The organism is Streptomyces sp. NPDC054866 (genome assembly GCF_053610745.1).
On sequence record NZ_JBSGZA010000001.1, the window covers coordinates 635,358 to 661,179 of the forward strand.

General features: G+C 70.5%; 24 protein-coding genes. 14 read left to right on the top strand and 10 right to left on the bottom strand.

Annotation, left to right across the window (positions count from 1 at the left end; genetic code table 11):
- Positions 1-77: 77 nt before the first annotated feature.
- Positions 78-836, bottom strand: a complete 759-nt coding sequence (locus tag ACWGI2_RS02675; RefSeq protein WP_453693313.1) for a hypothetical protein — start codon at positions 834-836, stop codon at positions 78-80.
- 104 nt (positions 837-940) lie between these two features.
- On the opposite strand from ACWGI2_RS02675, the gene ggt reads away from it, so the two are divergent.
- Positions 941-2,752 carry a gamma-glutamyltransferase gene (gene ggt / locus ACWGI2_RS02680; RefSeq protein WP_453693315.1) on the top strand — a complete coding sequence of 604 codons (1,812 nt, stop codon included), beginning with the start codon at positions 941-943 and terminating at the stop codon, positions 2,750-2,752.
- A 41-nt stretch (positions 2,753-2,793) separates the two neighbouring features.
- Here the strand turns inward: ggt and ACWGI2_RS02685 are convergent, their stop codons facing one another.
- The gene (locus ACWGI2_RS02685) at positions 2,794-4,683 is read right to left on the bottom strand and encodes a WD40 repeat domain-containing protein (RefSeq protein WP_453693317.1); all 1,890 of its coding nucleotides are present in this window, start codon (positions 4,681-4,683) and stop codon (positions 2,794-2,796) included.
- A gap of 115 nt (positions 4,684-4,798) precedes the next feature.
- On the opposite strand from ACWGI2_RS02685, the gene ACWGI2_RS02690 reads away from it, so the two are divergent.
- Positions 4,799-5,050: a helix-turn-helix domain-containing protein gene (locus ACWGI2_RS02690; protein WP_453394319.1), complete on the top strand. Its 252-nt coding sequence runs from the start codon at positions 4,799-4,801 to the stop codon at positions 5,048-5,050.
- A gap of 20 nt (positions 5,051-5,070) precedes the next feature.
- Here ACWGI2_RS02690 and ACWGI2_RS02695 read toward each other — a convergent pair whose 3' ends face one another.
- Both ACWGI2_RS02695 and ACWGI2_RS02700 read right to left on the bottom strand, forming a co-directional pair.
- Positions 5,071-5,949 (bottom strand): NmrA family NAD(P)-binding protein, encoded by an 879-nt coding sequence (locus ACWGI2_RS02695; protein ID WP_453693319.1) that lies wholly within the window; start codon positions 5,947-5,949, stop codon positions 5,071-5,073.
- Complete coding sequence (locus ACWGI2_RS02700) at positions 5,946-6,380, bottom strand: nuclear transport factor 2 family protein (RefSeq protein WP_453693321.1); 435 nt, start codon at positions 6,378-6,380, stop codon at positions 5,946-5,948. Before ACWGI2_RS02700 ends, ACWGI2_RS02695 begins: the two co-directional genes overlap by 4 nt.
- Positions 6,381-6,581: 201 nt before the next feature.
- Between ACWGI2_RS02700 and ACWGI2_RS02705 the strand changes: the two genes are divergently transcribed.
- The 6 genes from ACWGI2_RS02705 to ACWGI2_RS02730 all read left to right on the top strand — a co-directional run bounded on the left by ACWGI2_RS02705 (position 6,582) and on the right by ACWGI2_RS02730 (position 14,502).
- On the top strand, positions 6,582-7,124 hold the full coding sequence (locus tag ACWGI2_RS02705; RefSeq protein WP_453694635.1) for a TetR/AcrR family transcriptional regulator: 543 nt from the start codon (positions 6,582-6,584) through the stop codon (positions 7,122-7,124).
- A gap of 106 nt (positions 7,125-7,230) precedes the next feature.
- Positions 7,231-9,702, top strand: a complete 2,472-nt coding sequence (locus tag ACWGI2_RS02710) for a hypothetical protein (RefSeq protein ID WP_453693323.1) — start codon at positions 7,231-7,233, stop codon at positions 9,700-9,702.
- A 171-nt stretch (positions 9,703-9,873) separates the two neighbouring features.
- The gene (locus ACWGI2_RS02715) at positions 9,874-10,716 is read left to right on the top strand and encodes a nitrilase-related carbon-nitrogen hydrolase (RefSeq protein ID WP_453693325.1); all 843 of its coding nucleotides are present in this window, start codon (positions 9,874-9,876) and stop codon (positions 10,714-10,716) included.
- Complete coding sequence (locus tag ACWGI2_RS02720; RefSeq protein WP_453693327.1) at positions 10,713-11,996, top strand: aspartate aminotransferase family protein; 1,284 nt, start codon at positions 10,713-10,715, stop codon at positions 11,994-11,996. The genes ACWGI2_RS02715 and ACWGI2_RS02720 overlap by 4 nt, the downstream gene beginning before the upstream one ends.
- A 67-nt stretch (positions 11,997-12,063) precedes the next feature.
- The gene (gene hydA, locus ACWGI2_RS02725) at positions 12,064-13,467 is read left to right on the top strand and encodes a dihydropyrimidinase (protein WP_453394325.1); all 1,404 of its coding nucleotides are present in this window, start codon (positions 12,064-12,066) and stop codon (positions 13,465-13,467) included.
- A 15-nt stretch (positions 13,468-13,482) separates the two neighbouring features.
- Positions 13,483-14,502: a TIGR03842 family LLM class F420-dependent oxidoreductase gene (locus ACWGI2_RS02730; RefSeq protein WP_453693329.1), complete on the top strand. Its 1,020-nt coding sequence runs from the start codon at positions 13,483-13,485 to the stop codon at positions 14,500-14,502.
- A gap of 550 nt (positions 14,503-15,052) precedes the next feature.
- On the opposite strand, the gene ACWGI2_RS02735 is transcribed toward ACWGI2_RS02730, so the two are convergent.
- A complete protein-coding gene (locus ACWGI2_RS02735) occupies positions 15,053-15,394 on the bottom strand; it encodes a hypothetical protein (protein WP_453693331.1) in 342 nt (113 codons plus the stop codon).
- A 166-nt stretch (positions 15,395-15,560) separates the two neighbouring features.
- Between ACWGI2_RS02735 and ACWGI2_RS02740 the strand changes: the two genes are divergently transcribed.
- From ACWGI2_RS02740 to ACWGI2_RS02750, 3 genes are read left to right on the top strand one after another with little or no spacing between them, the layout of a single operon-like run.
- Complete coding sequence (locus ACWGI2_RS02740; protein WP_453693333.1) at positions 15,561-16,916, top strand: sensor histidine kinase; 1,356 nt, start codon at positions 15,561-15,563, stop codon at positions 16,914-16,916.
- Complete coding sequence (locus ACWGI2_RS02745) at positions 16,907-17,551, top strand: response regulator transcription factor (protein ID WP_453693335.1); 645 nt, start codon at positions 16,907-16,909, stop codon at positions 17,549-17,551. The genes ACWGI2_RS02740 and ACWGI2_RS02745 overlap by 10 nt, the downstream gene beginning before the upstream one ends.
- Before the next feature lie 5 nt (positions 17,552-17,556).
- Positions 17,557-18,306, top strand: a complete 750-nt coding sequence (locus tag ACWGI2_RS02750; protein ID WP_453693337.1) for a DUF4097 family beta strand repeat-containing protein — start codon at positions 17,557-17,559, stop codon at positions 18,304-18,306.
- An 89-nt stretch (positions 18,307-18,395) separates the two neighbouring features.
- Here ACWGI2_RS02750 and ACWGI2_RS02755 read toward each other — a convergent pair whose 3' ends face one another.
- The 3 genes from ACWGI2_RS02755 to ACWGI2_RS02765 form a co-directional block, all read right to left on the bottom strand.
- Positions 18,396-19,289: an endonuclease/exonuclease/phosphatase family protein gene (locus ACWGI2_RS02755; RefSeq protein WP_453693339.1), complete on the bottom strand. Its 894-nt coding sequence runs from the start codon at positions 19,287-19,289 to the stop codon at positions 18,396-18,398.
- An 11-nt stretch (positions 19,290-19,300) separates the two neighbouring features.
- Positions 19,301-19,846, bottom strand: a complete 546-nt coding sequence (locus ACWGI2_RS02760) for a YceI family protein (RefSeq protein WP_453693341.1) — start codon at positions 19,844-19,846, stop codon at positions 19,301-19,303.
- 87 nt (positions 19,847-19,933) lie between these two features.
- Complete coding sequence (locus ACWGI2_RS02765; protein WP_453394330.1) at positions 19,934-20,407, bottom strand: carboxymuconolactone decarboxylase family protein; 474 nt, start codon at positions 20,405-20,407, stop codon at positions 19,934-19,936.
- Positions 20,408-20,681: 274 nt separating this feature from the next.
- On the opposite strand from ACWGI2_RS02765, the gene sigJ reads away from it, so the two are divergent.
- Both sigJ and ACWGI2_RS02775 read left to right on the top strand, forming a co-directional pair.
- A complete protein-coding gene (gene sigJ, locus ACWGI2_RS02770) occupies positions 20,682-21,617 on the top strand; it encodes an RNA polymerase sigma factor SigJ (protein WP_453693343.1) in 936 nt (311 codons plus the stop codon).
- 229 nt (positions 21,618-21,846) lie between these two features.
- Positions 21,847-23,454 (top strand): NCS1 family nucleobase:cation symporter-1, encoded by a 1,608-nt coding sequence (locus tag ACWGI2_RS02775; RefSeq protein ID WP_453693345.1) that lies wholly within the window; start codon positions 21,847-21,849, stop codon positions 23,452-23,454.
- Between the two features lie 16 nt (positions 23,455-23,470).
- Here ACWGI2_RS02775 and ACWGI2_RS02780 read toward each other — a convergent pair whose 3' ends face one another.
- On the bottom strand, positions 23,471-24,346 hold the full coding sequence (locus ACWGI2_RS02780; protein ID WP_453693347.1) for a class I SAM-dependent methyltransferase: 876 nt from the start codon (positions 24,344-24,346) through the stop codon (positions 23,471-23,473).
- Positions 24,343-25,419, bottom strand: a complete 1,077-nt coding sequence (locus ACWGI2_RS02785) for a carboxymuconolactone decarboxylase family protein (RefSeq protein WP_453693349.1) — start codon at positions 25,417-25,419, stop codon at positions 24,343-24,345. Before ACWGI2_RS02785 ends, ACWGI2_RS02780 begins: the two co-directional genes overlap by 4 nt.
- A 252-nt stretch (positions 25,420-25,671) precedes the next feature.
- Between ACWGI2_RS02785 and ACWGI2_RS02790 the strand changes: the two genes are divergently transcribed.
- Entirely contained in the window at positions 25,672-25,809 is a 138-nt protein-coding gene (locus ACWGI2_RS02790) for a hypothetical protein (protein ID WP_453693351.1), read from the top strand.
- Positions 25,810-25,822 lie beyond the last annotated feature (13 nt).

Below are 25,822 nucleotides of genomic sequence, written 5' to 3' on the forward strand. Positions count from 1 at the left end.
TGCCCCGAATTTCCCGACTAGGTCACAGAGGCGGCGTATGAGTCGGGCGTGACCATCGGCGCTCGGTGATCGCGTGCCTACTTGGCGCGATGGGAGGTGCGCGGCGGCGTGATCGCCGGTGCGGGGGCCTGGGCCGCGCGCGTGACGTCACCGACGAGCTCGACGACGTCGGGACCGTACGCCTGGGAGTTGACGACCTTCAGGAGCAGGACGAAGGTGTTGGCGCCGTGCTTGCGGGCGAGGCGCTCGTGGTGCCTGGCGAGGTAGCGGGTCGCCGCCTGGTTGGTGATCGCGCGCTGGCCGCAGAAGACGAAGACGGGTCTCGCCTCCTGGCCCTGCCCCGCGGTGAGCCGCGCGAGGATCACGTACTCCGTGATGCCGCCCTCCATGCGGTACCGCTCGCTGCCGATCTGGAACGCCCCGCGGTCCGGACCCGGCTCCGGGTCGGTGTTGATACGGACGCCGGGCAGCAGGGAGTGCATGTGCGCGGCCATGCGGCGGTGGGTGGCCGGGGAGCCGACGCAGAACTCCGTGCGCTCGCCGAAGCTCTGCTGGGCGGCGTCGTGCGCGACGAGCTGGGCGTGCGCCCCGCAGTCCTTGATCAGCGCGGCCAGTTCGAGCAGCGCGAACACGTCGTGGCGTACGACGGTGAGCTCGGGGCCGCCCGCCTCGCGGTTCACCACGAGCAGCGACTCGGAGTTGTCGGGCAGCCCGAAGAAAGCCTGCTTGCGGCGGAGCTTGCGCCGCCAGAGGTAGGTACGGGCGAGCCAGCCCAGCACGGCACCGAGGCCGGCCGCGATCAGGCCGAGGACGATGTTGCGCACGTCTTCAGTCATGGGGGCGCATGCTAGCGGGCCCTAGGACCCGTGTTCGAGGCGGTCCTGACGCGGCGGGGGAAGCGAAGTTACGCTGCGCGGACGGCTGTTGACTGGAGGTACGAATGCGTCGTGCTGTCGTACGGAATCTGACGCTATTGGCGGTCGGAGGGGTGTTGGTGTCGGTCGGGGCGGCTGTGCCCCCTTCGTCTCCGCGCTCGGCTGAAACGGCCTCTTCTGATTCTGAGAAGGTCCCGGTGGCCGTCGGTTACGGAGGTGCCGTCTCCAGCGTCGACGCCGACGCGTCCGCCGCCGGGATCGAGGTCCTGAAGAAGGGCGGCAACGCGGTGGACGCGGCGGTCGCCACGGCGGCGGCGCTCGGCGTGACCGAGCCCTACTCCGCGGGTGTCGGAGGCGGCGGCTACTTCGTCCACTACGACGCGAAGTCCCGCAAGGTGAGCACGATCGACGGCCGCGAGACGGCCCCGCGGACCGCCGACTCCGGCCTCTTCCTGGAGAACGGCAAACCGATCCCCTTCGCCGACGCCGTCACCAGCGGCCTGGGCGTGGGCACGCCCGGCACCCCGGCGACCTGGCAGTCAGCGCTCGACAAGTGGGGCAGCAAGCGGCTCGGCACGCTCCTGAAACCCGCCGAGCGGCTCGCGCGCGACGGGTTCACGGTGGACGGCACCTTCCGCTCGCAGACCGAGTCGAACCAGAAGCGGTTCGCCGACTTCCCGGCCTCGGCGAAGCTGTTCCTGCCCGGCGGGGCGCTGCCCGTGGTCGGCTCGACGTTCAAGAACCCCGATCTCGCGAAGACGTACGAGGAACTGGGGCGCAAAGGCGTCGGGGCGATGTACCGGGGCGGCATCGGCGAGGACGTCGTACGGACCGTGAACAAACCGCCCGTGGACCCGGCGTCGGGGCGGGTGGCCCGGCCCGGCGACCTGTCGACGAAGGACCTGAAGGCCTACGCGGCGAAGCGGCAGACCCCGACGAAGACCTCCTACCGGGGGCTCGACGTGTACTCGATGGCGCCCTCGTCCTCCGGCGGCACGACCGTCGGTGAGGCGCTCAACATCCTTGAGCGGACCGACCTTTCGAAGGCCTCGAAGAAGAAGTACCTGCACCGGTTCATCGAGGCAAGCCGTGTCGCCTTCGCCGACCGCGGGCGGTGGGTGGGCGACCCCGCCTTTGAGGACGTACCGACGAAGGAACTGCTCTCGCAGAAGTTCGCCGACTCGCGGGAGTGCCTGATCCGCGACGACGCGGTCCTGAAGAGTCCGCTCGCGCCGGGCAACCCGCGGGACCCGGCGTCCTGCGAGTCCGGTGACAAGGCCGCACCGACCACGTACGAAGGGGAGAACACGACGCACCTCACGGCCGCCGACAAGTGGGGCAACGTCGTCGCCTACACCCTGACCATCGAGTCGACGGGCGGTAGCGGGATCACCGTGCCGGGGCGCGGGTTCCTGCTCAACAACGAACTCACCGACTTCTCCTTCGCCCCGGCCGACCCGGCCGTGCACGACCCGAACCTGCCGGGCCCCGGCAAGCGGCCCCGGTCCTCGATCGCGCCGACGATCGTCCTTGAGAAGGGGAAGCCGGTGGTGGCGCTCGGATCACCGGGCGGCGCGACGATCATTACGACCGTCCTGCAGACCCTCACGGGATTCGTCGACCGTGGCCTTCCGCTCGTCGACGCGATCGCGGCGCCGCGCGCGAGTCAACGGAACGCCGCACAGACCGAGTTGGAGCCCGGCCTGTGGGAGAGCCCGCTGCGGGCCGACCTGGAGGCGATCGGGCACTCCTTCAAGCGGAACCCGGAGATCGGCGCCGCCACCGGGGTGCAGCGGCTGCCCGGCGGGAAGTGGCTCGCGGCGGCGGAGAAGACGCGTCGCGGTGGCGGGTCGGCGATGGTGGTGCGGCCGGAGTGAGGCAGTGCCGGGCGGGCCCGCGAGGTCCCGCCCGGCGAGGCTCAGCGGGCCGCGCAGTTCTGCTCCAGCTCGTTGGCCGCCCAGCGGATGGGGCCCTCCGGGTCGTCGTGCAGGTAGCGCAGCACGGGCAACGCCTCGCGTACAGCGGCCAGTTGGGCGTCGCCTCTGCCGCCTCGGGCCTGGTGCACGTCTGCCAGGTCGGCGATCAGGAGGAGCAGCGTGCTGCGCGCGCGGTTGTCCGGGTCCGTCATCAGCTCGACCAGGAACGGGATGGCCGGGACGGCCGCGGTCGATGCCGCCTCCTTGGAGACGAGGAGGCGGTAGAGGTCGTGGACCGCGTCCATGGCCGTCTTCTTGTCGTCCGACGCCACCTTGCCGATCAGCTCGGGGACCATGTGACCGGGGCCGCGCGCGGTCCACAGCGAGCCCCAGTCGACGCTTTCCAGGCGCAGTTGGAGATCGCGGTGCGGCCACAGCTTGGCCAGGTCGAGGCGGAGAGCGGCGGTGGAGTCGGCGTCGGTGACGTGCAGGATGCCGCCCGCGCCGTCCGTATTGTCTGCGTCCAGGCCCAGGAACTTGATGCCGGTGCCGAGGCGGAGGTTCGCCACCGCGTCGGACGCCAGGTCCCAGACGCGCACCAGGCCGTCCGCCCAGGCCGCGGCGAGCGCGGGCCCGGTGGGCAGGACCGCCGCGGCGAGTGAGGCGACCGGGGTGCTCCTGCGGGCGAACGGCGCGCGCAGCGGCTTGCGACGGGTCGACCAGTAGCGGATCACGCCGTGCGCGTCGCCGCTCAGGACCAGACGGGTGCCGCTCGCGAGCTCCACGCAGGTCACCGAGGTCACCGGGGCGCGGTGCAGGGCGAGGGTGATGGTCTCCGGGTCCTCGTCGTCCGTCTCGCGGACGTGCACGCAGCCTTCGCTGTCGCCCGCCACGAGCAGCGTCGGCCCCTGGAGCGAGGCCACGGCCCTGAGTTCGCCCGGGGCCTCGACGAGCCCGGCCGCCCCTCCGGCCACGACGGGTGGCTGAGGGTACTCGCGGGTCAGGACCGTCCACCGGCCGCGTGGGTCGGCGTCCCCTGCCGAGAGCGAGACCGGCCCCAAGTCCTCCAGGGGTACGGGTACTTCGGAGGGTGGACGGATGTCCTTGTCCGTCCACTCCAGGCCCAGCGTGCGGGCGACGTCGAGCAGTGCCTCGCGGGTGCGGGCGTTGATCACGATCTTGAAGTCGGCGCCAGGGCCGCGGCCGTGACGTATGACCGCGTCCGGGGCGCCGTACGAGAGCGCGTCGGTGCCCATCTCCTGCCAGGGCAGCAGGCCCAGTTCGCGGTACGAGTCCTCTAGGCGGCGTACGACCTCGGGGTCGGCGTCCACGGTGTCGCGGCCGAAGCGGAGCGTCCAGCCGTAGTGTGCGGGCATCCGCTCGAAGGCCAGCTGCATCAGGAACTCGGAGAGCGAGCGGCTCTGCTCCACCCACTCGCCGCTGATGCTCACGAAGACGCGGGGGTCCGGGAGTTCGGCCTCGGCGGCGAGATAGCCCCACTCGTGGGCGTAGTGGTACTCGGACATGAACACGCAGACGCGCGTGTCCGCTGGGTGCGTGTCCGCTACGTGCGTGTCCGCCACGTGCGTGTCCGCGTCGAGCTCGGAGATCTTGGGCGGCCACTGCGTGTGGACCCAGTACAGGCGCGGGTTGAAGGCGAAGGAGTTGAGCGGGGAGTCCCACCATTCGTTGAGCGCCTGGGGGATCGGCAGGGCCCAGTCGATGCCGTGCCTCTTGTTCTCGCCGCCCCAGCGGGAGTGGCCGGGCTCGCCACCCGGGTCCTCGTAACCCCACTCGCGCTGCACTTCCTCCAGCAACGACCAGCGGGGGCGCTCCTGTTGGCGCTCGAGCCGGTCCGCGAACCGTCCGTAATCAATGATCTCGTGTGTCACCGGTGCATCGTACGAATGATCTACGTCTGCTGTGTCGCGGGTGGCGCCGCCCAGGACAATTACTATACCGGTACGAGAATAGGCTTTCTGGGTGCGGCGGGACTAGAGTGGCCGCATGGTGCGGACCCCCCTGACCCCTGAAGAGCGCGAGCGCGGCGAGCGGCTCGGCCGGCTCCTGCGTGCGGCGCGTGGCGAGCGGAGCATGGTGGAGGTGGCCGCGAGCGCCGGGCTCTCCGCCGAGACCCTCCGCAAGATCGAGACGGGGCGGGCCCCGACGCCCGCGTTCTTCACCGTGTCGGCGCTGGCAGCGGCGCTGGGCCTGTCGCTGGACGAGGTGGCACAGGCGTGCGCGATGGTGCCGGTCTAGCCGGTTCGGGCTGACCTCATTCACGCCCCGAGCTCTTTCACGCTCCGGGCTGGGAGCGTGCCCGCGTGGCCTGAGGCGAAGTCCAGGAACCGCCGGGCCTCGCGGCCCGTGATCGTCCGCACGGCGGAGTCGACCCGGTCCTCCGCGCCCCGCGAGATCCCCTCGTCCATGGCGGCGAGCATGCGAGCGAAATCCTCGGGGACCCCCGAGGCGACGAGCCGCGCACAGAGCTCCCCGGCAGGGACCGGCTGATGCCGCACCTCGCGCCCCGAGACCTTCGAGATCACCGCGGCGGCATCGTCGTAGCTGAGCGCCTCCGGCCCGGTGATCACATGCGCGGCGTTGTGCGGCTGTGTGTCGAGCAGTGCGTGTACGGCGACGTCCGCGATGTCCGCCGCGTCGACGAACGCCACCCGGCCCTTCCCGGTGGCCGTGAAGATCTCCCCCGTGGCGCGGATGCTCTCGGCGTGGAGATGGCCGGGGGTGATGAAGTTCTGCATGAACCAGGACGGGCGCAACACCGCCCACTCCGGGGCCAGTTGACGCAGCGCCCCGTGGACCTCGCCGACGCCGGGATCGCCTTCCGCGATGGCGGAGGAGCTCAGCAGCACGAAGCGGCCTACGCCAGAGCGCAGGGCGCGCTCCAGGAACGGCAGCATCAGGCGGGCGGGCTCGGCGTCCCCGATGGGCGGTACCAGGTAGACGGCGCCGATGCCGTCGAGCGCCGGCCCGTGGGTGGCGGGGTCGGCCCAGTCGAAGCGGACCTGCCGGGTGCCGGGGGCCGGGCGGCGGCTGCCCGCGCGGATAGGCAGGCCTCGATCGGCGAGGGTGGCGGTGATGCGGCTGCCGGTGGTTCCGGTGCCGCCGGTGACGAGGAATCCGGCGGGGTGCGTGCTCATCGGGTGCCTCCTGTGGGGGTGCTTCCCGTGCGAGGGCCGCCCACGGGGATCTCCCCGGCAAAGGCGTCAGCCGCCAGCGCGCCGTTCCAGTAATCGCGGAAGCGCGTGATCCGGCTCTCGTGGACGGTGACGACCTGGATGTACGGCATCTCGAATGGGCGCCCGGTGGCGACCGCCCTGCCGGTGCCGCGCAGCTCCGCGACGATCGTCTCGGGGTCTTCGGTGCGGTGGACAGTCAGGTCCTCGAAGCTTCGCAGGTCGATGTGGTCGGGGTAGTCGGCCATGTACTGGCGCACGGCGTCACGGCCGACGAGCCGGTGCGGGGCTCCGGGGAGCGCGAAGGGGAACTCGAAGACTCCGTCCGGTGCCCAGAGGGCGACCCAGGCGTCGATGTCCTTGGCGAGCAGGAGGTCGAGGGAGCGGGTGAACACGTCGGTCGCCGACGGATGCGCCGATGGGGCGGGGCGGGTTGTGTCGTCGTCATGGCGGCGACGCTAACCTGACCCTGGGTCCGTTTACAAGTACCGGACCCTGGGTCGACTTATGCTGGGTCTGCTCGTCCCGCTCACCGAGGAGGAACCATCACCGCCCGCAAGGAGAGAGCCGACTCCGTCCGCAACAGGGCTGCCCTGCTGGCCGCCGCCGCCCAGCTGTTCAGGGACGCCGACGACCCCGACAGCGTCAAGATGGCCGACATCGCCCAGGCCGCCGGGGCCGGTAAAGGCACGGTCTTCCGGCACTTCTCCGATCGCATCGGCCTGGTCAGGGCGCTGGTCGTCGAGGAGACGCAGCAGCTGCGCGACCAAGTCACCGATGGGCCACCGCCGTTGGGCCCGGATGCGCCGGTCGCCGAGCGGCTGCCCGCACTCATGGCCGCACTCCTCGACCTCAAGTTGAAACAGCGTGCGCTGATGCTGGCCCTGGAGCGGGCGGGTACCGGAAGTCCCTACCTCAATCCGGCCTACGACCTCTGGCACTCCGAAGTCGCCGGGATGCTGTCCGGCGTACACGGGCGCGAGGACGCCGACTACCTCGCGCACGCCCTGCTAGCCGCCGTCCGTAGTGACCTGGTCGAGCACCTGACCAGCCAGGGTGTGAGCCCCGGGCAACTGCACGCGGGGCTGCGGAAGCTCTGCGCCTCGGTTCTCGCTCACGGCGTGGGCGGTCGCGTGTGAGGCGCTGTGGTGCGGCCGGAAAACTGCGTGTAGTCGTCCCGTAACACGACTGGTGTTATCTTCCGGACCGGAACACTCCAGGCTCCATGGGGCGGTGCTGGCTCGGATGGCAGTAGGACAACTCCCGGATCAGGTACGGGAGTTCGCGAGGTATCTGAGAGACCTCCTGGCGCGGCTCGACCCGGGCGCCGGGTGGTGCGGCGTGTTCTGGTCCCGTGACCCCGAGGGGATGCGGGCCTGCCTGGATGGCTCGGAAGTACCCCCCTGGGACGTGGTGGAGGCACTGCTGCACGATCTGGCCGCTGGGTACGGCGAGCGGGCCGCCGAGCGCGAGACGGAGCGGGCGCGGGCGCTGCACGCCGCCTCGCTGGCGGCGTACGACGCGCGGCCCGGGGGGCGCGGGCTGCTCGGCGAGCGGCTCGACATGATGCTCACCGAGCAGCGGTTCGCCGTGGAACGGCAGGCGGATCTCGGCCGCTCGCTCGCCGCCGCGGCCACGCCGGACGAGGTGGAGCGGCTCAACCGCGATCTGGCCTGGGTCCGCGACGACCACGAGCGGGCGTCCGCGCGGTGCGCGGAACTCCGGGAGCGCATCGAGAGGTTGGACCGGGCGGATCGCCCACAGTGGGTCGACCTCGGGACTCCGGTGACGGACGATTTCGCGGCCGTGGTGGTGGACGACTTCGAGGACGGAGCGGCGCCCGGCGCCCCTGACGCTCGGGCGCCGGGCGGCTTGAGGGGCCGCTGGGCGGAGGTGGCGGCTTTCGGAGGTGAGGAGTTCGAGGACTCCGGCTCTGGGGCAGGCTCTGGCTCTGGCTCCGATTCCGGCTCTGGGTCAGGCTTCGGCACTGGCTCCCGCTTTGTCTCCGGCTCCGGCTCCGGCTACGACTCAGGCCCCGGCCTCGGCCCCGGCTCCGATTCAGGCTTCGGCGCTGGCTCCCGGTTCGTCTCCGACTCCGACTCGGGCCCTGGCCCTGGCTTCGACTCAGGCCCTGGCCCTGGCTTCGACTCCGACTCCGACGACTTCGGGGAGCAGGGGCAGAACGCCTTCGGGGCCCGGGCTGAGGAGGACTTCGGGCCTTCGGCAGGGGGCGGCTTCGGGGTGCGGGCTGGGGGCGGCTTTGGGCCTTCGGGCGGGGGCGGCTTCGAGGCGCGGGCTGAGGGCGGCTTCGGGCCTTCGGCCGGGGATGGCTTCGGGGCCCGGGCTGAGGACGACTTCGGGCCTTCGGTCGGGGATGGCTTCGAGGCGCGGGCTGAGGACGGCTTCGGACCTTCGGGCGGGGGCGGCTTCGAGGCGCGGGCTGAGGACGGCTTCGGGCCTTCGGCCGGGGATGGCTTCGGGGCCCGGGCTGAGGACGACTTCGGACCTTCCGCCGGGGGCGGCTTCGGGGCGCGGGATCAGGGCGGCTTCGGGCCTTCGGCCAGGGACGGCTTCCGGGCTGCCGGCGCGGACAGCTTCGGGGCCGCGACGGCGGGTGGCATCGACGCCGGTTTGCCGGATCTCGGCGCCCCCGCCCCGGAGTTCGGCGCCCGCGCCCCAGTTCACGGCGCCCCTGCCCCGGAGTTCGGCGCCCGCGCCCTCGAACACGAAGCCCCCGCCCCGGAGTTCGACCCCCGCCCCCCACATCACGGCGCCCCCACCCCAGACCACGGCGCCCCCACCCCAGACCACGGCACCCCCACCCCAGAGTTCGGCACACCCCCAGTCGACCAAGGCTCCCCGGCCCCCGACGCCCGCACCCTGTCGGTCGACCCCGCGGCGCAGCCAGGCTCGGGTCCCGAAGCGCCCCGTGTCCCGAAGCAGGGTCGCAAGTCGCGCGACGCGGCCCGCCGCACACGCCGCCCCCGCGGTGCCCGCTTCGCGGGGTTCGCCGGGGTGGACGACGAAGGGGGCGCCGAAGCAGCCGCGGCCGGTGTCGTCGCCGTACCGGAGGCAGCCGCCCAGCCGCCCGCCACGAGCAGACCGCGCGGCGCGCGATTCGCGCACGCCGCAGAGGAGCCGGGCGGTGGCGATGAAGGCGGACGCCGTGACGCCGCCGGGCCTGACCGCGATGCCGGGCGGGCCACCGCCGAAGCCGTCGCCGCGCTCATCAAGCTCCGTGGCGAGGGCCGCAGCGGCGAGGCGCACGGCGTACTCGTCGAGGCCGCGGGCTGGCCCGCGCCTCGCCTGCCCCTGTTCGCCGGTGAACTGCACCGCGCGGGCCTCGGCGCCGACTGGTCGACGCTGCTCTGGGAGGCCGCGTCCCTGCCGCCCGACCGGCTCGTCGCGCTCGCCGACGCCCTCGCCGGAGCGGGCCGCGCCGAGGACTGCCGCAAGCTGCTGCGGCAGGGTGTCTCCCGGCCCGCCCCGGAGATCGCCGAGGCCGTGCTCGCGCTGATCGACGCGGGCCGTGAGCGCGAGGCCCGCGCCCTGCTCGACGCCTACATCCGCGTACGGACCCCCGAGGACACGGCAGGCTGCGCGCACACAGATCCGTACCGCCTCATCCCGCTGCTCCTCCAGGCGGCGCAGGGGGTGTCGGACGAGCGCCACTGGGATCTCGTGCACGCGTTGCGCGTTGCCGGATTCAGTGCCTGACGCGCCCGTTTCATTTGTGCGTTCTCGTCCGCTTGGGTGCGAAACATGATCGACTCCGCCGGTTAACGGCGATGGTCTTGCCCAGCCCGTCGGGGAGGCTTACGTTTTCCTGTCTACGCATCAAGTCTACGGGCGTAGAAGCTCTCTGACGTCCCGTCGAAGGAGCAGCTCATGGCCAACGTCGTACGCGCCGCACTGGTCCAGGCAACCTGGACAGGCGACACCGAATCCATGATTGCCAAGCACGAGGAGCACGCCCGCGAGGCGGCCCGCCAGGGTGCGAAGATCATCGGCTTCCAGGAGGTGTTCAACGCCCCCTACTTCTGCCAGGTCCAGGAGCCCGAGCACTATCGGTGGGCCGAACCCGTGCCGGACGGACCCACCGTCACACGGATGAAGGAACTCGCCCGCGAGACCGGCATGGTCGTCGTCGTCCCGGTCTTCGAGGTCGAGCAGTCCGGGTTCTACTTCAACACCGCCGCCGTCATCGACTCCGACGGCACGTATCTCGGCAAGTACCGCAAGCACCACATCCCCCAGGTCAAGGGCTTCTGGGAGAAGTACTACTTCAAGCCGGGGAACGCGGGCTGGCCCGTCTTCGACACGGCCGTCGGCAAGGTCGGCGTCTACATCTGCTACGACCGCCACTTCCCGGAGGGCTGGCGCCAGCTCGGCCTGAACGGCGCCCAGATCGTCTACAACCCCTCCGCCACATCCCGCGGCCTCTCCGCCTACCTCTGGCAGCTGGAGCAGCCCGCCGCGGCCGTCGCCAACGAGTACTTCATCGCCGCGATCAACCGCGTGGGCGTCGAGGAGTACGGCGACAACGACTTCTACGGAACGTCGTACTTCGTCGACCCGCGCGGACAGTTCGTCGGCGAGACCGCGAGCGACAAGGCCGAGGAACTCGTCGTCAGGGACCTGGACTTGGGCCTGATCGAGGAAGTACGCCAGCAGTGGGCGTTCTACCGGGACCGCCGCCCCGACGCGTACGAAGGACTGGTACAGCCGTGAGTGACCTCCACACCCGCCACAAAGCCGTCCTGCCCGAGTGGCTCGCGCTCTACTACGCCGACCCGCTGGAGATCACCCACGGCGAGGGCCGCCGCGTCTGGGACGCGGACGGCAAGCAGTACCTCGACTTCTTCGGCGGCATCCTCACCACCATGACCGCCCACGCGCTGCCCGAGGTCACCAAGGCGGTCAGCGAGCAGGCCGGGCGGATCATCCACTCCTCCACGCTCTACCTCAACCGGCCGATGATCGACCTCGCGGAGCGGGTCGCGGGCCTCTCCGGAATCCCGGACGCCCGCGTCTTCTTCACCACATCAGGGACCGAGGCCAACGACACCGCCCTGCTCCTGGCCACCGCGCACCGCCGCTCGAACCAGATCCTGGCGATGCGCAACAGCTACCACGGCCGCTCCTTCACAGCCGTCGGCATCACCGGCAACAACTCCTGGTCGCCGACCAGCCTCTCGCCGCTCCAGACGCTGTACGTCCATGGCGGCGTCCGCAGCCGCGGACCGTACGCCGCGCTGAGCGACGCCGAGTTCATCGAGGCCTGCGTCGCCGATCTGAAGGACATGCTCGGGCAGGCGCGCGGGGGAGTGGCGGCACTGATCGCCGAGCCCATCCAGGGGGTCGGCGGCTTCACCTCACCACCGGACGGGCTCTACGCCGCCTTCCGCGAAGTCCTGTGGGAGCACGGCATCCTGTGGATCTCGGACGAGGTGCAGACCGGCTGGGGGCGCACCGGCGACCACTTCTGGGGCTGGCAGGCGCACGCCGCGAGCGGCCCGCCGGACATCCTGACCTTCGCCAAGGGCATCGGCAACGGCATGTCCATCGGCGGTGTCGTCGCGAACGCCGAGGTCATGAACTCCCTTGACTCCAACTCCATTTCGACGTTCGGCGGCTCTCCGGTCACGATGGCGGCAGGCCTCGCGAACCTCACGTATCTCCTGGAACACGACCTCCAGGGCAACGCGCGGCGCGTCGGCGGTCTGCTCATCGAGCGGTTGCGCGCCATCTGCGCCCAGCTGCCCGTCGTACGCGAAGTGCGCGGTCGTGGCCTCATGATCGGCATCGAGCTCGTCAACCCCGGTACGGGCGAGGCCAATCCGCAGGCGGCGGCCGCCGTGCTCGAAGCGGCCCGCGAAGGCGGACTCCTCATCGGCAAGGGCGGCGGCCACGACACCAGCGTCCTGCGCGTTGCCCCGCCGCTCTCGCTGACCGTGGCGGAGGCGGAAGAAGGGGCGACGATCCTCGAACAGGCGCTGCGGAGCGTCTAGTTCACGTACCTGCTTGTTCACCTGCCTGCGCGCACGACCGTACGAGCATGAAAGGGAGCGTCCCATCATGAGTACCCGCACCCTGATCCGCGGCGGACTCGTCATCACCGCCGCCGAAGAGACCCACGCCGACGTGCTGATAGAGGACGGCAGGATCGCCGCGCTCGCCGCCCACGGCTCGGGCGCCGCCGAGGCCTGGACCGCGGACCGCGTCATCGACGCCTCCCACAAGTACGTGATCCCAGGGGGAGTCGACGCGCATACGCACATGGACTTCCCGTTCGGCGGCACGTTCTCGTCCGACGACTTCGAGACGGGCACCCGGGCCGCTGCCTGGGGCGGCACCACCACCATCGTGGACTTCGCCGTGCAGACCAAGGGCCACGCGCTGCGCGCGGGCCTCGACGCCTGGTACGCGAAGGCGGACGGCAAGTGCGCGATCGACTACGGCTTCCACATGATCCTCTCGGACGTCAACGAGCGGACCCTGAAGGAGATGGACCACCTCATCGAGGAAGGGGTCAGCTCCTTCAAGCTCTTCACCGCGTACCCCGGAGTCTTCTTCAGCGACGACGGCCAGATCCTGCGGGCGATGCAGCGGGCCGCCACCAACGGCGGGCTGATCATGACGCACGCGGAGAACGGCCTCGCCATCGATGTCCTGGTGGAGCAGGCGCTCGCGCGCGGTGAGACGGACCCGCGCTATCACGGAGAGGTCCGCAAGTCGCTCCTGGAGGCGGAGGCGACGCACCGGGTGATCAAGCTCGCCCAGGTGGCCGGTGCGCCCGTGTACGTGGTGCACGTGTCGGCGCAGGAGGCGGTGGCCGAGCTGGCCAGGGCCCGCGACGAGGGCCTGCCGGTCTTCGGGGAGACCTGCCCGCAGTATCTGTTCCTGTCCACGGACAACCTCGCGGAGCCCGGCTTCGAGGGCTCCAAGTACGTCTGCTCGACGCCGCTGCGACCGCGCGAGCACCAGGCTGCCCTCTGGCGGGGCCTGCGTACGAACGACCTCCAAGTGGTCTCAACGGACCACTGCCCGTTCTGTTTCGTGGGCCAGAAGGAGCTGGGTCGCGGCGACTTCTCGAAGATCCCGAACGGGCTTCCGGGCGTCGAGAACCGCATGGACCTCCTCCACCAGGCGGTCGTGGACGGCCACATCACCCGCCGCCGCTGGATCGAGATCGCCTGCGCGAGCCCGGCCCGGATGTTCGGCCTGTACGGCAAGAAGGGCACCATCGCGCCGGGCGCGGACGCGGACGTCGTCATCTACGACCCGGCCGCCGAGCAGGTCATGTCGGCGGAAACGCACCACATGAACGTGGACTACTCCGCGTACGAGGGCAAGCACGTCATGGGCCAGGTGGAGACGGTCCTTTCCCGCGGTGAAGTGGTCATCGACCAGCGGAAGTTCACCGGCCACGCCGGGCACGGCTCGTACGTCCCGCGCGGCACCACCCAGTACCTCGGCTAGGAGAGGCGACGCACCATGGATTTCGGACTCGTCCTGCAGACCGATCCACCGGCCGGCCAGGTCATCAGCCTCATGAAACGCGCCGAGCGGGGCGGCTTCCGCTACGGCTGGACCTTCGACTCCGCCGTGCTGTGGCAGGAACCCTTCGTCATCTACAGCCAGATCCTGGCGAACACGGACCGGCTGATCGTCGGCCCGATGGTCACCAACCCGGGGACGCGCACGTGGGAGGTGACTGCTTCGACGTTCGCCACGCTCAACGACATGTACGGCAACCGCACGGTGTGTGGCATCGGCCGCGGCGACAGCGCGATGCGGGTGGCGGGCCGCAAGCCGAACACGCTGGCCCGGATCAGCGAGGCGATGAAGGTCATCCGCGCGCTGGCCTCGGGCGAGGAGGCGGACCTGGGCGGCACGACGATCCGCTTCCCCTGGATCGGGCCGGACGCCCAACTCCCGGTGTGGATGGCCGCGTACGGGCCCAAGGCGTTGAAGATGGCGGGCGAGGAGGCGGACGGCTTCATCCTCCAGCTGGCCGACCCGTATCTGACGGAGTCGATGGTGAAGGCGGTCCGGGGCGCCGCCGCGGCGGCGGGCCGCGACCCGGCGTCGGTCACGATCTGCGTGGCGGCCCCGGCCTACCTCACGGAGGACGACTCACCCGCCGCGCTGGCCCACGCCCGCGAGCAGTGCCGCTGGTTCGGCGGGATGGTCGGCAACCACGTGGCCGACCTGGTGTCCAAGTACGGGGAGCACTCGGACCTGGTCCCCGAGGCGCTGACGGACTACATCAAGGCCCGCGAGGGCTACGACTACTCCCACCACGGCCGCGCCGACAACCCCGACACGGCCTTCGTTCCCGACGACATCGTGGACCGCTTCTGCGTCATCGGGACCGCGGAACAACATGTCGCGAAGCTCCGGCAGTTGAAGGAACTGGGCGTCGACCAGTTCGCGGTGTACGCGATGCACGACGCCCGCGAGGAGGTCATCGACGGGTACGGGGCGGAGATCATCCCCGCCCTGCGGGACTGACATCCCTGGCATGGCACGGGCCGCACCGAGGAACTCTCGGCGCGGCCCGTGCTTTTGGGTAGTCGCCGGTTGTCGCGAGGGGTTCCGCGAGCTCTGGGTTCCGGGCGGAGCGTAAAGAATCCGCAATGTGTTTCCATAGCCAGGGGTAATTACTCTTGGTTAGTTCAATCCTGAACTCGTGGCTGGCTGACCTGCGGTTTCATGTACGATGCTCAGCGGTGCAAAGCCCTGTACATGGAATGCGCCAGGGGGTAATGCAGTGCGTGACCGGCCGCCGAAGACGTGCGATGCGCAGGTCTACATCTACATCTCGCGGTTAAGGAAATCCCTGGACTGCCAGGTATCGATAACGCGTTGGGGGCAGGGCTAAGCAATGTCTGTCGGCGATGCGTCGTACGTTTGGAAAGATTTCGAACGGCTGTCGCGAATGGGGTGCGACGCGCTATCCCTGTTTCGGGTCTTCCGGGACATCCTCACCGGCCGTCCTGAGCTGCGGCCCGCGGCGTGATCCCGTGCGTGTCCGGCCGCGGTGCGCTTCCGCTCCCGGGCCTCAACTCCCGGCACCGCGCGCGCAGATGACCGCGCCCGCCAGCCACGTCGCGGCGACCGCGTACGGAGCCTCCCGCAGCAGTACCGACACCCCGCACAGAGCCGCGACGACCGTGCACAGGCGCAACCAGGACAACCGCCGTCGGCATGCCGCACGTGTGGCGATCGACTCCTCGACGGTCTCGTCGACGATCTCCGCGATGCGGTCGTCGATCAGATCGCCGTACCGGTCGACAAACCGGTACAGCTCCGCGCGGGAAGCGGGTCCGGCCGCGGTGTTGCTTCCGTGGGGGGTGTCCGCGATCAGCGTGTTGCCCTCAACTGCCGTGTTCTGCTTCGTCATGCGGATCACTCTGGTCGATTGGGTGCGGCGCTGTCGGTCACGTGCACCCACGAACCGGGGGTGGGTTATCCCTACCCCCGACTCGTCGGTTGTCCTCGTATCGGCCCAGGTCACAGCCTCGCTACCGTCCCGGTGCAATCAGGAATCGTCAGTCGAGGAGGGCCGCATGGTTCTGGCCGACACCCACGAAGCCGGCCACCGGTCGGAGTCGGGTGACCCCGTGATCGCCGGTGAGCAACCGGTGGCACGACCGAAGGGCCCGGCCCTGCCACCGAATCCTTACCGGGCTCTGGTGTCCCCGTACTTGTGGCGTGCGGGCGTCCAGCTGGCCACCGACGCGGTGATGGGGGCGGCCGGCCTGGCCGTGCTGATCGCGCTCGGTGTCGCGGTCTGCCTGGTGCCGGCCGGTCTTGTCGGCGTACCGCTGGTGATACTCGTGGGCCGGGCGCTGCATCTGCTCGGCGCCGCCGAGCGCCAACGCTGGTCCGCCATCTGTGAGTTGGACATACCGCCGCAGCCGCGTCCCGCGCTGTCCGGACCGCTGCTCGGGTCGGCGGCGGCCCTGGCCAGGAGCCGGTCGAGTTGGCATCTGGTGGCCTACTTCGGGGTGCTTGCCCCCTGGTCGCTGGTGACCCTGCTCGGCAGCGCGCTGGTGTGGGGCGTCCCGCTCGCTTTGGTCCCTCTGCCCGCCTACTACTCCCAACTGTCCTCTGGATCCGCCTCGTTGGGCCTGATCACGGTCGGCGGCCCAGGCGCCGCGCTCCTGGTCTCCGCGGTCACGCTGTTGCTGTGGGCCACCCTCGCCCCGCTGGTGGTGCGTGGTCTGCTCGCCGCCGACGTACTGCTTGCCCGCACCCTCCTCGCGCTGCCCCGCGACGTCACACTGGCCCAGCGGGTCGAGTACTTGACGGAGAGCCGGGCCCGCGTGGTCGACGCCGCCGAGGCCGAACGCCGGCGCATCGAACGCGACCTGCACGACGGCGCCCAACAGCGCCTGGTCGCCATGGCGATGACGCTCGGCCGGGCCCGCTCCCGGCTCAAGGGTTCCGGCCAGGACGCGGCGCTCGAACTGGTGGATGAGGCCAGGGCCAGCGCCAAGGAGGCCATCAACGAACTGCGCGATCTCACCCGCGGCCTGCACCCGCCCGTCCTCACGGACCGGGGTCTGGACGCTGCCCTGTCCGCCGTGGCCGCCCGTCTTCCGATCCCGGTCGACGTCGACGTGGATGTGGCACCTCGCCCGTCGACGACCGTGGAAGGCATCGCGTACTTCGTCGTCACCGAAGCCCTCACCAACGTTGCCAAGCACGCGCGGTCCCGGAAGGCCTGGGTGCGGATCCGGCGCACGGCGGACCGTCTTGCCGTGACGATCGGCGACGACGGCGTCGGCGGGGCGAAGGTCTCGGCGGGCGGCGGACTGGCGGGCCTCGCCGACCGGGTCTCCGGCGTCGACGGCCGACTGCGCGTCACCAGCCCGCCCGGCGGACCGACCCTGATCGAAGTGGAAATGCAATGCGCGTAGTGATCGCCGAGGACTCCGCCCTGCTGCGGCAAGGCATCGTCCTGCTCCTGCGGGACGCCGGCATCGACGTCGTCGACGCCGTCGGGGGCGGGGAGGCGCTGCTGCGCTCCGTCGCCGAGCACCGGCCCGAAGTCTGCGTCGTCGACGTACGGATGCCGCCCACCTTCGTCGACGAGGGCCTGCGCGCCGCCCTCGTCATCCGCAACCGCTGGCCGGAGACCGGGGTGCTCGTGCTGTCCCAGTACGTGGAGCAGAGCTACGCCGTCGATCTCATCGAGAGCGCGACCAGCGGCGTCGGCTACCTGCTGAAGGACCGGGTCTCGGACGCGGACGAGTTCGTCGACGGCCTGCGGCGCGTTCGGGCCGGCGACACCGTCCTCGACCCGGAGGTGGTCAAGCAGATGCTCGCCCGCAGTCGCAGGCAGGACCCCATGGCCACGCTCTCGCCCCGGGAGCGCGACGTGCTGGCCGCGATGGCGGAGGGCCGGTCCAACACGGGCATCGCCGACGAGCTGTGCATCGGCTCAGCCGCCGTCGAGAAACACATCCGCAGCATCTTCGTGAAGTTCGGGCTGCACCCGGAAGACGGCGAACACCGCCGAGTACTCGCCGTTCTACGTTACTTGGGAGCTTGAAAGACATGGCAACGCGCAAGAACCGCTGGATCCTGGCCGTCGGCCTGATCATCCTCGTCGTGGTCGCCGGCACCGGCGCCTGGCTGGTCACCAGCGCCCTTCCCGCCCACAAGAAGTACTCCTCCGACCACACCGCGAACGCCGCGTCCAGCACCCTGCTGCGCGTCGGCACCCACGGCGGCGTCACCCTGCACGCAGGCGATGACTCCAACGTTCACGTCACGGCCACCGGCGACTACGCGGACACCCCGCCGAAGGTGACGGTGAAGTCCTCGGGGAAGACGACCGCGGTCACCGGCTCCTGCGGCGACGACTGCTCGCTGAACCTGGACATCACCCTGCCCGCCGCCCTCGCGGCCGAAGTCAGTTCCGGCCAGGGGCAGATCACCGGAGCCGATCTCACCGGACGCCTCGCCCTGACCACCGATGCCGGTGCCATCGATCTCACCAACCCGCGGGGTCCGCTCGTGCTGCACACCACCAGCGGCCAGATCGACGTGAAGGACGCCAAGCCCGCCGTCTTCGAGGCAAGGACCCGGCAGGGCGAGGTCCGCGCCACCTTCGCGACCGCCCCCACCACCACGGCCGTCACCACCGACCAGGGCAGCGTCGACCTGACCCTGCCGCGCCACTCCGGCTACTACATCCAGGCGCAGAGCAAGACCGGAACCCCGCACGTCACCCTGCCTTGGAACCGCGACGGCAAGCACACGGTCACCGTGCACACGAACGAAGGCGGCGTGGAGATCCACTGACCGCCTCCGCCGCCTCCGCTCGGCCAGACGCTGGTCGACCATGGTGGACAGGGGACAGGGCCGTCGGGGGGCGCGCGCTCGCTCATCGGTCAGCCCCGCCCTGTCGTGAGCCCTGTCGTGAGCAGTCCCGCCTCCAGGTCGGCGACGACCCCGTAATGATCACTGGCCCATAGGCCGTCGACCGGCTTGTCGAAGGCGAGGTCGGCACTCCGTACGCGAGCGAAGGCTTGGGGGTGCGCGTGCGGTGAGCCGACGAAGACGTAGTCGATCCTGCGGCGGTGGCCGGGCTGACGCACCAGTAGTTCGATGTCCTCGGTCGCTTGGGGGTTGTCGGTGGTCCAAGTGTGTCCGGGGCCGGAACCCGCGACTTCCCACGCGTCGTGGTAGTGGGTGCCGCGCCCCGCGAGCGATTGCCGGCCGGTCAGATAGCGGATGCCCGCGGAGTCGGGTTCCGCGTTGAAGTCACCGGCCATGATCGTGGGCAGGGCCGTGCGGTGCCGGGCGTCCAGATCGGTCAAGGCAAGGACCTGGCGCTCCCGTTGCGCTTCCGCGTCGAGCCGGAACGACATCGTGGGCGCGATGAACAGGACGTCATCGAGGCCGGGAAGCGGCACCAGGGCGGCCAGCGTGAGCCACGGGACGTCGGGTGCGTCCGCTCCGCGCTGATCCAGGACTTCGACGATGCGGTGCGGCCACCGCGTCGCGATCGCCGTCCCGCCGTACCGATCCGCGTAGGGCGGAACCGTCGCGCCGGTCTGCGACTGATGGGTGCCGTGCAGCCCCGTCCCCTCGATCAGGCCCGGCAACTGGTCCGGCAGGACCTCCTGGAAGGCGACGAGATCCGGTGCGAGCCGCCGCAGCTCGGCGTTGATCAGCGCCGCCCTCGCGACCGCGTCGCCGCGGCTGTTCCATACGTTCAATGTCACGACGCGCACCGTCGTCGTCATCAGGTTCCTCTCCGTGGGCGCCCCGGGGGTTGTCATGGCTGGGACTGTCATGGCTTCCGGACCGCGATGACGTCGAACTCCAGCGTCACCTTCGGGCTCACTAGAACCGAGGTCGCCGCATTCCAGTTCACACCCCAGTCCTTGCGGTTGATCGTGACGCTGCCCAGGAAGCCGACCCTGAGATCGCCCTGTGAGTCCAGCTCGGCAGCGGTCAACTCGACGTCGATCGTGACCGGTTTGGTCACGCCACGGATGGTCAGGTCGCCGGTGACCTTGAAGTTGGTCCCGTCGACCTGCTCCACCTCGGTCGAGCCGAAGGTGATCGCGGGGTGATTGTCCGTGTCCAGGAACGTGCTGCGCAGCTGCTCGTCGCGCTGCTTGTGGTGAGTCAGGAGACTCTTCGCCTTGATCGCAAGGTGCGCTCTGGACTTCGACGGCTGGTCGCCGGAGAGGAACGCGCTCCCCTCGTACTCCTCGAACTCCCCGCGCACCCTGGTGGACATGGCGTGCCGGGCGACGAAGCCGATCCGGGTGTGGGCGGTGTCGATGATGTAGGCGCCGGTCAGCTCGCTGAGGCTGATGGTGGTCGGCATGGTGATCACTCCTGGAGAGAGGGGGTGTGGGGTGGGTGGCGGCCCCAGCCACTGAGGCCGGGGCCGCCCGGGGGTGGTGCGTCGCGGCTATCCGAACTGGCCGACCTTGTAGTCGCCCGCGGGCCGCTGGGTGAGGACGTTCAGGCGGTTGAAGGCGTTGATGACGGCGATGATCGAGACCAGGGCGGCGAGCTGCTCCTCGTCGTAGTGCTTGGCGGCGTTCGCCCACACCTCGTCCGGGACACCGCCGGCCGTGTCCGCGATCCGGGTGCCCTCCTCCGCCAGCTCCAGGGCGGCCCGTTCGGCGTCGGTGAACACCGTGGCCTCGCGCCAGGTGGCGACCAGGTGGAGGCGCACCTGGGACTCCCCGGCGTGCGTGGCCTCCTTGGTGTGTATGTCGACGCAGAAACCGCATCCGTTGATCTGGCTGGCGCGGAGCGCGACCAGTTCCCGCGTCGCGGCCGGCAGGGCCGACTCCGCGAGCGCCCTGCCCGCGGCGGTGAGGTGCTTGACGGAACTGGCCGAGACCGGGTTGGCGAGGAAGTCGAAACGGGCTTGCATGGTGATCTCCTTGCTGCGTGGCCGGTCCGTCCCATGGACGGACCAGCTGTCGGCGGGATCGTGTTCGTCCCAGCAGCACCGACGAGACAGCCTCGCGAAATGTCAGGCGGACCTCTCGGAAGGCGAGGCGGACCTCTCTAAAGGTGGGGCGGACCTCTCGGAACGTGCCGGGGAGCGCCACGTTCCGGACTGGGTGAGAGGGCCGAGGTCACATTCCGAGGAGCTGTCTCGTCGTACGGGGAACGGCAGATGCGGCAGAAGGAGCGGCGACACCATGAGGTCCCAGTACGAACCCGGAGACAGCTGGCTCGACCCGAGCCTGAGCACGCTCATGAGCGAGCGGCGTCAGCTGATCAATCTCGCGTACCGGCTCCTCGGCTCCCTGGCCGACGCCGAGGACGTCGTGCAGGAGGCCTACGTCCGCTGGTACGTCATGTCCCCGCAGCAGCAGAAGGCCATCGAATCCCCCGGTGCCTGGCTGACGAAGGTCGCGGGCCGCATCTGCCTGGACCAACTCCGCTCGGCGCGGGCCCGGCGCGAGAGGTACGTGGGTGAATGGATCCCGGAGCCGCTGCCCGATCGCACGGAGTGGACCGACGGACGGTCGGGCGGCGCGACCGTCGATCCGGCCGACCGGGTCACTCTCGACGAGTCGGTCAACATGGCCTTCCTCGTCGTGCTCGAATCGATGACCCCGGCCGAGCGCGTCGCGTTCATCCTGCATGACGTCTTCCGCTACTCCTTCGCGGAGGTGGCCGAGATCGTCGGCCGGACCCCGGCGGCGTGCCGTCAACTGGCCTCGTCGGCGCGCCGCCGCATGCGCGTCTCGCACGAGCCCGCGACCACGGCGACCCGGCGCGCCGCCGTCGTCAGGGACTTCAAGCAGGCCTGGGAAGCCCGCGACATCGCCGCGCTCATCGGCCTCCTCGACCCCGACGCCACGGCACTCGCCGACGGCGGGGGACTGGTCAACGCCGCGCCCCACCCCATCACGGGAGGCGTGGAGATCGCGCGCTACCTGGTCGCCATCGCCGGCAAGGTGCCCGGCCAGACGATCCTGGAGCGCACGGTCAACGGTCAGCCAGGCCTGGTGGTCCAGCACGACGGCGTCACCACGGCGGTGCTGGCCTTCGACATCGCGGACGACCGGATCACGCACTTCTGGGCGGTACGCAATCCCGAGAAGCTCCGCCCCTGGACGACGGACTGACGCACGCGGCTCCGCCGGCCGGGAGCAGGATTGTCGGCGCCGCCGCTCGGGGAAACTTGCGGAGAGGCCGGCTCTGAAGGCTCTGAAGGCTCCCAAGGACCTGCCGGTATCAGCAGCAACACCAACACCAGTACCTGACCTGAGTTGACCCGCTTTGACCCGCGTCGACCCGAGTAAGGAGCCTGGGCATGGCTTTCGGACGTGTGCCGCAGACCGATCCGCCCGCCTCGTGACCGGCACCGTCCCCACGGGGCCGGCCGCCGCGGAACCCGGCGCCACATCCCAGACCGTCGCCGACGACGGCCGCGTCGAACTGCGCCCCGGCGCCTTTCCGGAGCACAGCCGCTTCGCCAACGACGACCTCAAGCCCATCCCCCTCGCCGAACGCCACTGGAGCACCTACAACTTCGCCGCCCTGTGGGTCGGCATGGCCCACAACATCCCCTCCTGGACGCTCGCTTCGGGCCTGGTCGCGCTCGGCATGGACTGGCGCCAGGCCGTCTTCACCATCGCGGCGGCCAATGTGATCGTGCTCCTCCCTATGCTTCTGACGGGCCACGCGGGCCCGAAGTACGGCATCCCGTTCCCCGTCCTGGCCCGCGCCTCCTTCGGCCTGCGCGGAGCGAACCTGCCCGCACTGATCAGGGCGGCCGTGGCCTGCGGCTGGTTCGGCATCCAGACCTGGATCGGCGGCCAGGGGATCTACGTCCTGCTCAACCAGGTCTTCGACGGGGCGTGGAGCGACGAGTCCCGGATCGGCGGTCACCCCTGGCCGCTGTGGCTCTGCTTCGTCCTCTTCTGGGCTCTCCAACTGGCCATCATCTACCGGGGTATGGAGACGCTGCGGCGCTTCGAGAACTGGGCGGCGCCCTTTGTGCTCGTCGGCGCCGTCGTGCTGCTCGTATGGATCGCCGACAAGGCGGGCGGCTTCGGTCCACTGCTCGACCAGCCGTCCACGCTGGGCTGGGGCGGCGACTTCTGGCCGGTGTTCTTCCCCGCGCTGATGGGCATGATCGGCTTCTGGTCCACGCTCTCCCTGAACATCCCCGACTTCACCCGGTTTGGGAAGGGGCAGCGGGCGCAGGTGTGGGGACAGACGCTCGGGCTTCCGACCACCATGACCGCGTTCGCACTCCTGTCCGTTCTGGTCACCTCCGGTTCGCAAGCGGTGTACGGGGAGCCGATCTGGGAGCCCGTCGACCTGGCCGCCAAGGCCGGCAACGTCTTCGGGCTTCTCTTCGCCCTGGTGACCGTCCTGGTCGCCACGGTTTCCGTGAACATCGCGGCCAATGTGGTCTCTCCCGCGTACGACCTCGCGAACCTCGCCCCGAAGTTCATCAACTTCCGTACGGGTGCGCTGATCACCGGGGTGGTGGGCGTGGTCATCTTCCCGTGGAAGCTGATCGAGACACCCGAGCTCTACATCTTCGTCTGGCTCGGCGTCGTGGGCGGGCTGCTCGGCACGGTCGCGGGAATCCTGATCGCCGACTACTGGGTGGTGCGCCGGACGGTCCTCGACCTCGCCGATCTGTACCGCCCCGAAGGGCGCTACTGGTACACCGCCGGGTGGAATCTGCGGGCCGTCGCGGCCTTCGCGGTCGGCGGTGTGCTCGCCGTGGGCGGCTCGCATTCGGCGCCGGGGAAGGGGCCGTTCCCCGAGGACGGTCTGATCCCCGTGCTGAAGCCGCTCGCGGACTACGGGTGGGCGATCGGCCTCGCTTCGGCGCTGGCCGTCTACGTGGGGCTGATGGCGGTGGGGCGGGGCGGAGGGCTCCAGGGGCTCCGGGGCTCCGGCGGCTTCGAGGGCTCCGGGGGAGGCCGCGACGGGCGGGCCTAGCGGGGCTTAGAGGTGCCTAAGCCGGGCGCACCGCCGTCACCAGCCACACCCCCGCCCGCATCCGCACGCCGTACTCCGTCGCGTGCGGCCGGAACGCCTCCTCCAGGGCGGCCCGCGTCGCAGCGGTGACCGTCCGGCCCGGAGTGCGCGACAGGACGAAGTCGACGGCGGCCGCCGGAGTCCGGCCCCAGACCGCCTCCACCGGCACGGGAGCCACCGTCACGTCCTCGAAAGCGGTGAGGACCTCATGGATGCGGGCCGGATCCGAGAGCGAGGCCATCGCGGTGCGTGCCGCGGTGGCGTCGGCCGCGGCCTCGGGCGATGCGTACTCCGGGCTCTCCTCGGGGCCTTCCTCCTGCGCGAGGAGCTTGGCGAAGAGGCTGAGCGTGCGGGATTCCTCGGTCTCCTGGTCGACGGGCTGCGGACAGACGAACACCAGCCGCCCGCCGGGGCGCAGCGCGCGGGCGATGTTCGTGAACGCGGCGGCGTGGTCGGCGAAGAACATCACCCCTCCGCGGCTGATCGCCACGTCGTACCCGGCCGTGGGGAAGGGGTGGATCTGGGCGTCTGCCTGTTCATACGCCGCGTTCGTGATGCCGTCGGACTGCGTGCTCGCACGGGCGCGGTCGAGGAGCGGCGCCGAGATGTCGACCCCTACCGCATGGCCGTGCGCGGCGCGGCGGGCCGCGATGCGGGTGGTGGCCCCCGCGCCGCAGCCGATGTCCAGGACACGGTCGTCCGCGCCGATGGCCGCGGCTTCGAAGAGGGCGTCGTTCACGCCGGACAACATCGTGTCGTACCGCTCGTGGTGGGTGGCCCAATGGGTGCCGACGGGGCCGTTCCAGGCTTTGGCCTGGGAGGAGTTGGGGGTTGTTGTCGCCTCTGTCGTCATGACGTCTCCTTGGCGTGGGGAGCGGAGTGGTGTGCCGAGTGGTGGGTCGAGTGCTGCTGGTCGGAGTGGTGTGCCGCGAGGGCGCTCTCGATGCGGTCGACCGCCGTGAACGCGCCGTACGCGATCAGGTGCACGAGGCAGTGGTCGCTGAACGGCGGCTTCTTCCAGGCCGCCACGTCCTCGTCAGTGATGCGGTACGGAGCGAGCGCGGCGAGCAGAGCGAGGCGTGCCCCTGGGCGGGACGCGCGGTCGGGCAGGGCCTCCCAGGACAGCGGCGGATGCGAGCCGTCCCACGCGGCCACCGTCGCCCGCACGAGAGTCTGATCGGCCTCGCTCAGCAGGCCCGCGCCCCTCGCCGCCGCCGCACGCAACGCGGCGTAGGCGGAACCTATGGGTGTGCCGGCGGCCCAGGAGGGACCTGGCTGCGGGTCGTCGAGCAGGGCCAGCGAGTCACCGGGGGTGAAGGAGCGGCGCACCGTCTTCTGGAGGGTGCGGCCGCCGAGTGAGCGCACCGCCCGGAAGCGCTGCGCGTTGCAGGGCAGTATGTCCTCGGTGATCAGCGACGACGCGACGCGGTTGATGAAGTGGAACGTGAGCGCGGTGCCGATGTGGGCCGGGGTGTGGGCGCGGGGGAACGGCGGTGAGGCGAGCTCGGGCGCCTGAGGCGTCCGGGTGGCCTTGCCCCAGGCGAGCAGCCGCGCCTGCGCCGGGTCCTCGGGCTGCTCGCCGCGCAGCACCCGCTCGGCGACGCGGTGGTCGCCGGTGGCGTGCAGCATCATCGTGTGCGCGTTCACGCAGAACGGGCAGCGGTTGGCGAGCGAGACGCCCACGGCGACCAGTTCGCGGTCGGTGCGGGTCGTGCCACCGCTGCCGAAGGTGTCGTCGCCACCGACCAACAGGGACTCGCGGAGCAAGGCCCAGGCGGCGGTGAACAGTTCGGGCGAGGGGGAGAGGGCGACGAGCGGCGCGGGCTCCGCGATGCCGAAGTCGTCGGCCATCTGCGCATAGGCGTCGGCGGTCCTGCCGGTCGCTGACTTCGCGTGTACGGGATCGGTGTATCGAAAAGTTGCCATGGCCCGATGGTCGCTGCGCCGGGTGCCTCGGGTCGTCGTCCGCCGGAAGGCAGTTGCGGGTACGCCGCCGGGGCCGTGCGGGTCCGCGACTACTGCACGGGGAGTAGTGCGAGAGCGGTCTGCTGGGGTGACGCGGTTGTCGGTGGCGACATCTATGGTTCTGAACACGGCGGGGGATGCGCCGCGGCGGGGGTTGCGAGGCGTGTGGGGGCGGAGATGGCGGCGGACCGGGCGGGGAGATCGGCGGGTCAGATGAGCGTGCGCGATCGGGCGCGGGGCCGGGTGCGGCAGGCGTGGGTGAGTGACGCGCTGCTTGCGGTGGTTGTGGGCCTGATCGCCGCGGGTCTTGGCGGTCTTGGCCGTCTTGGCGGTCGTGGCGGTCTCGGATGATGGCGGCGGGAGT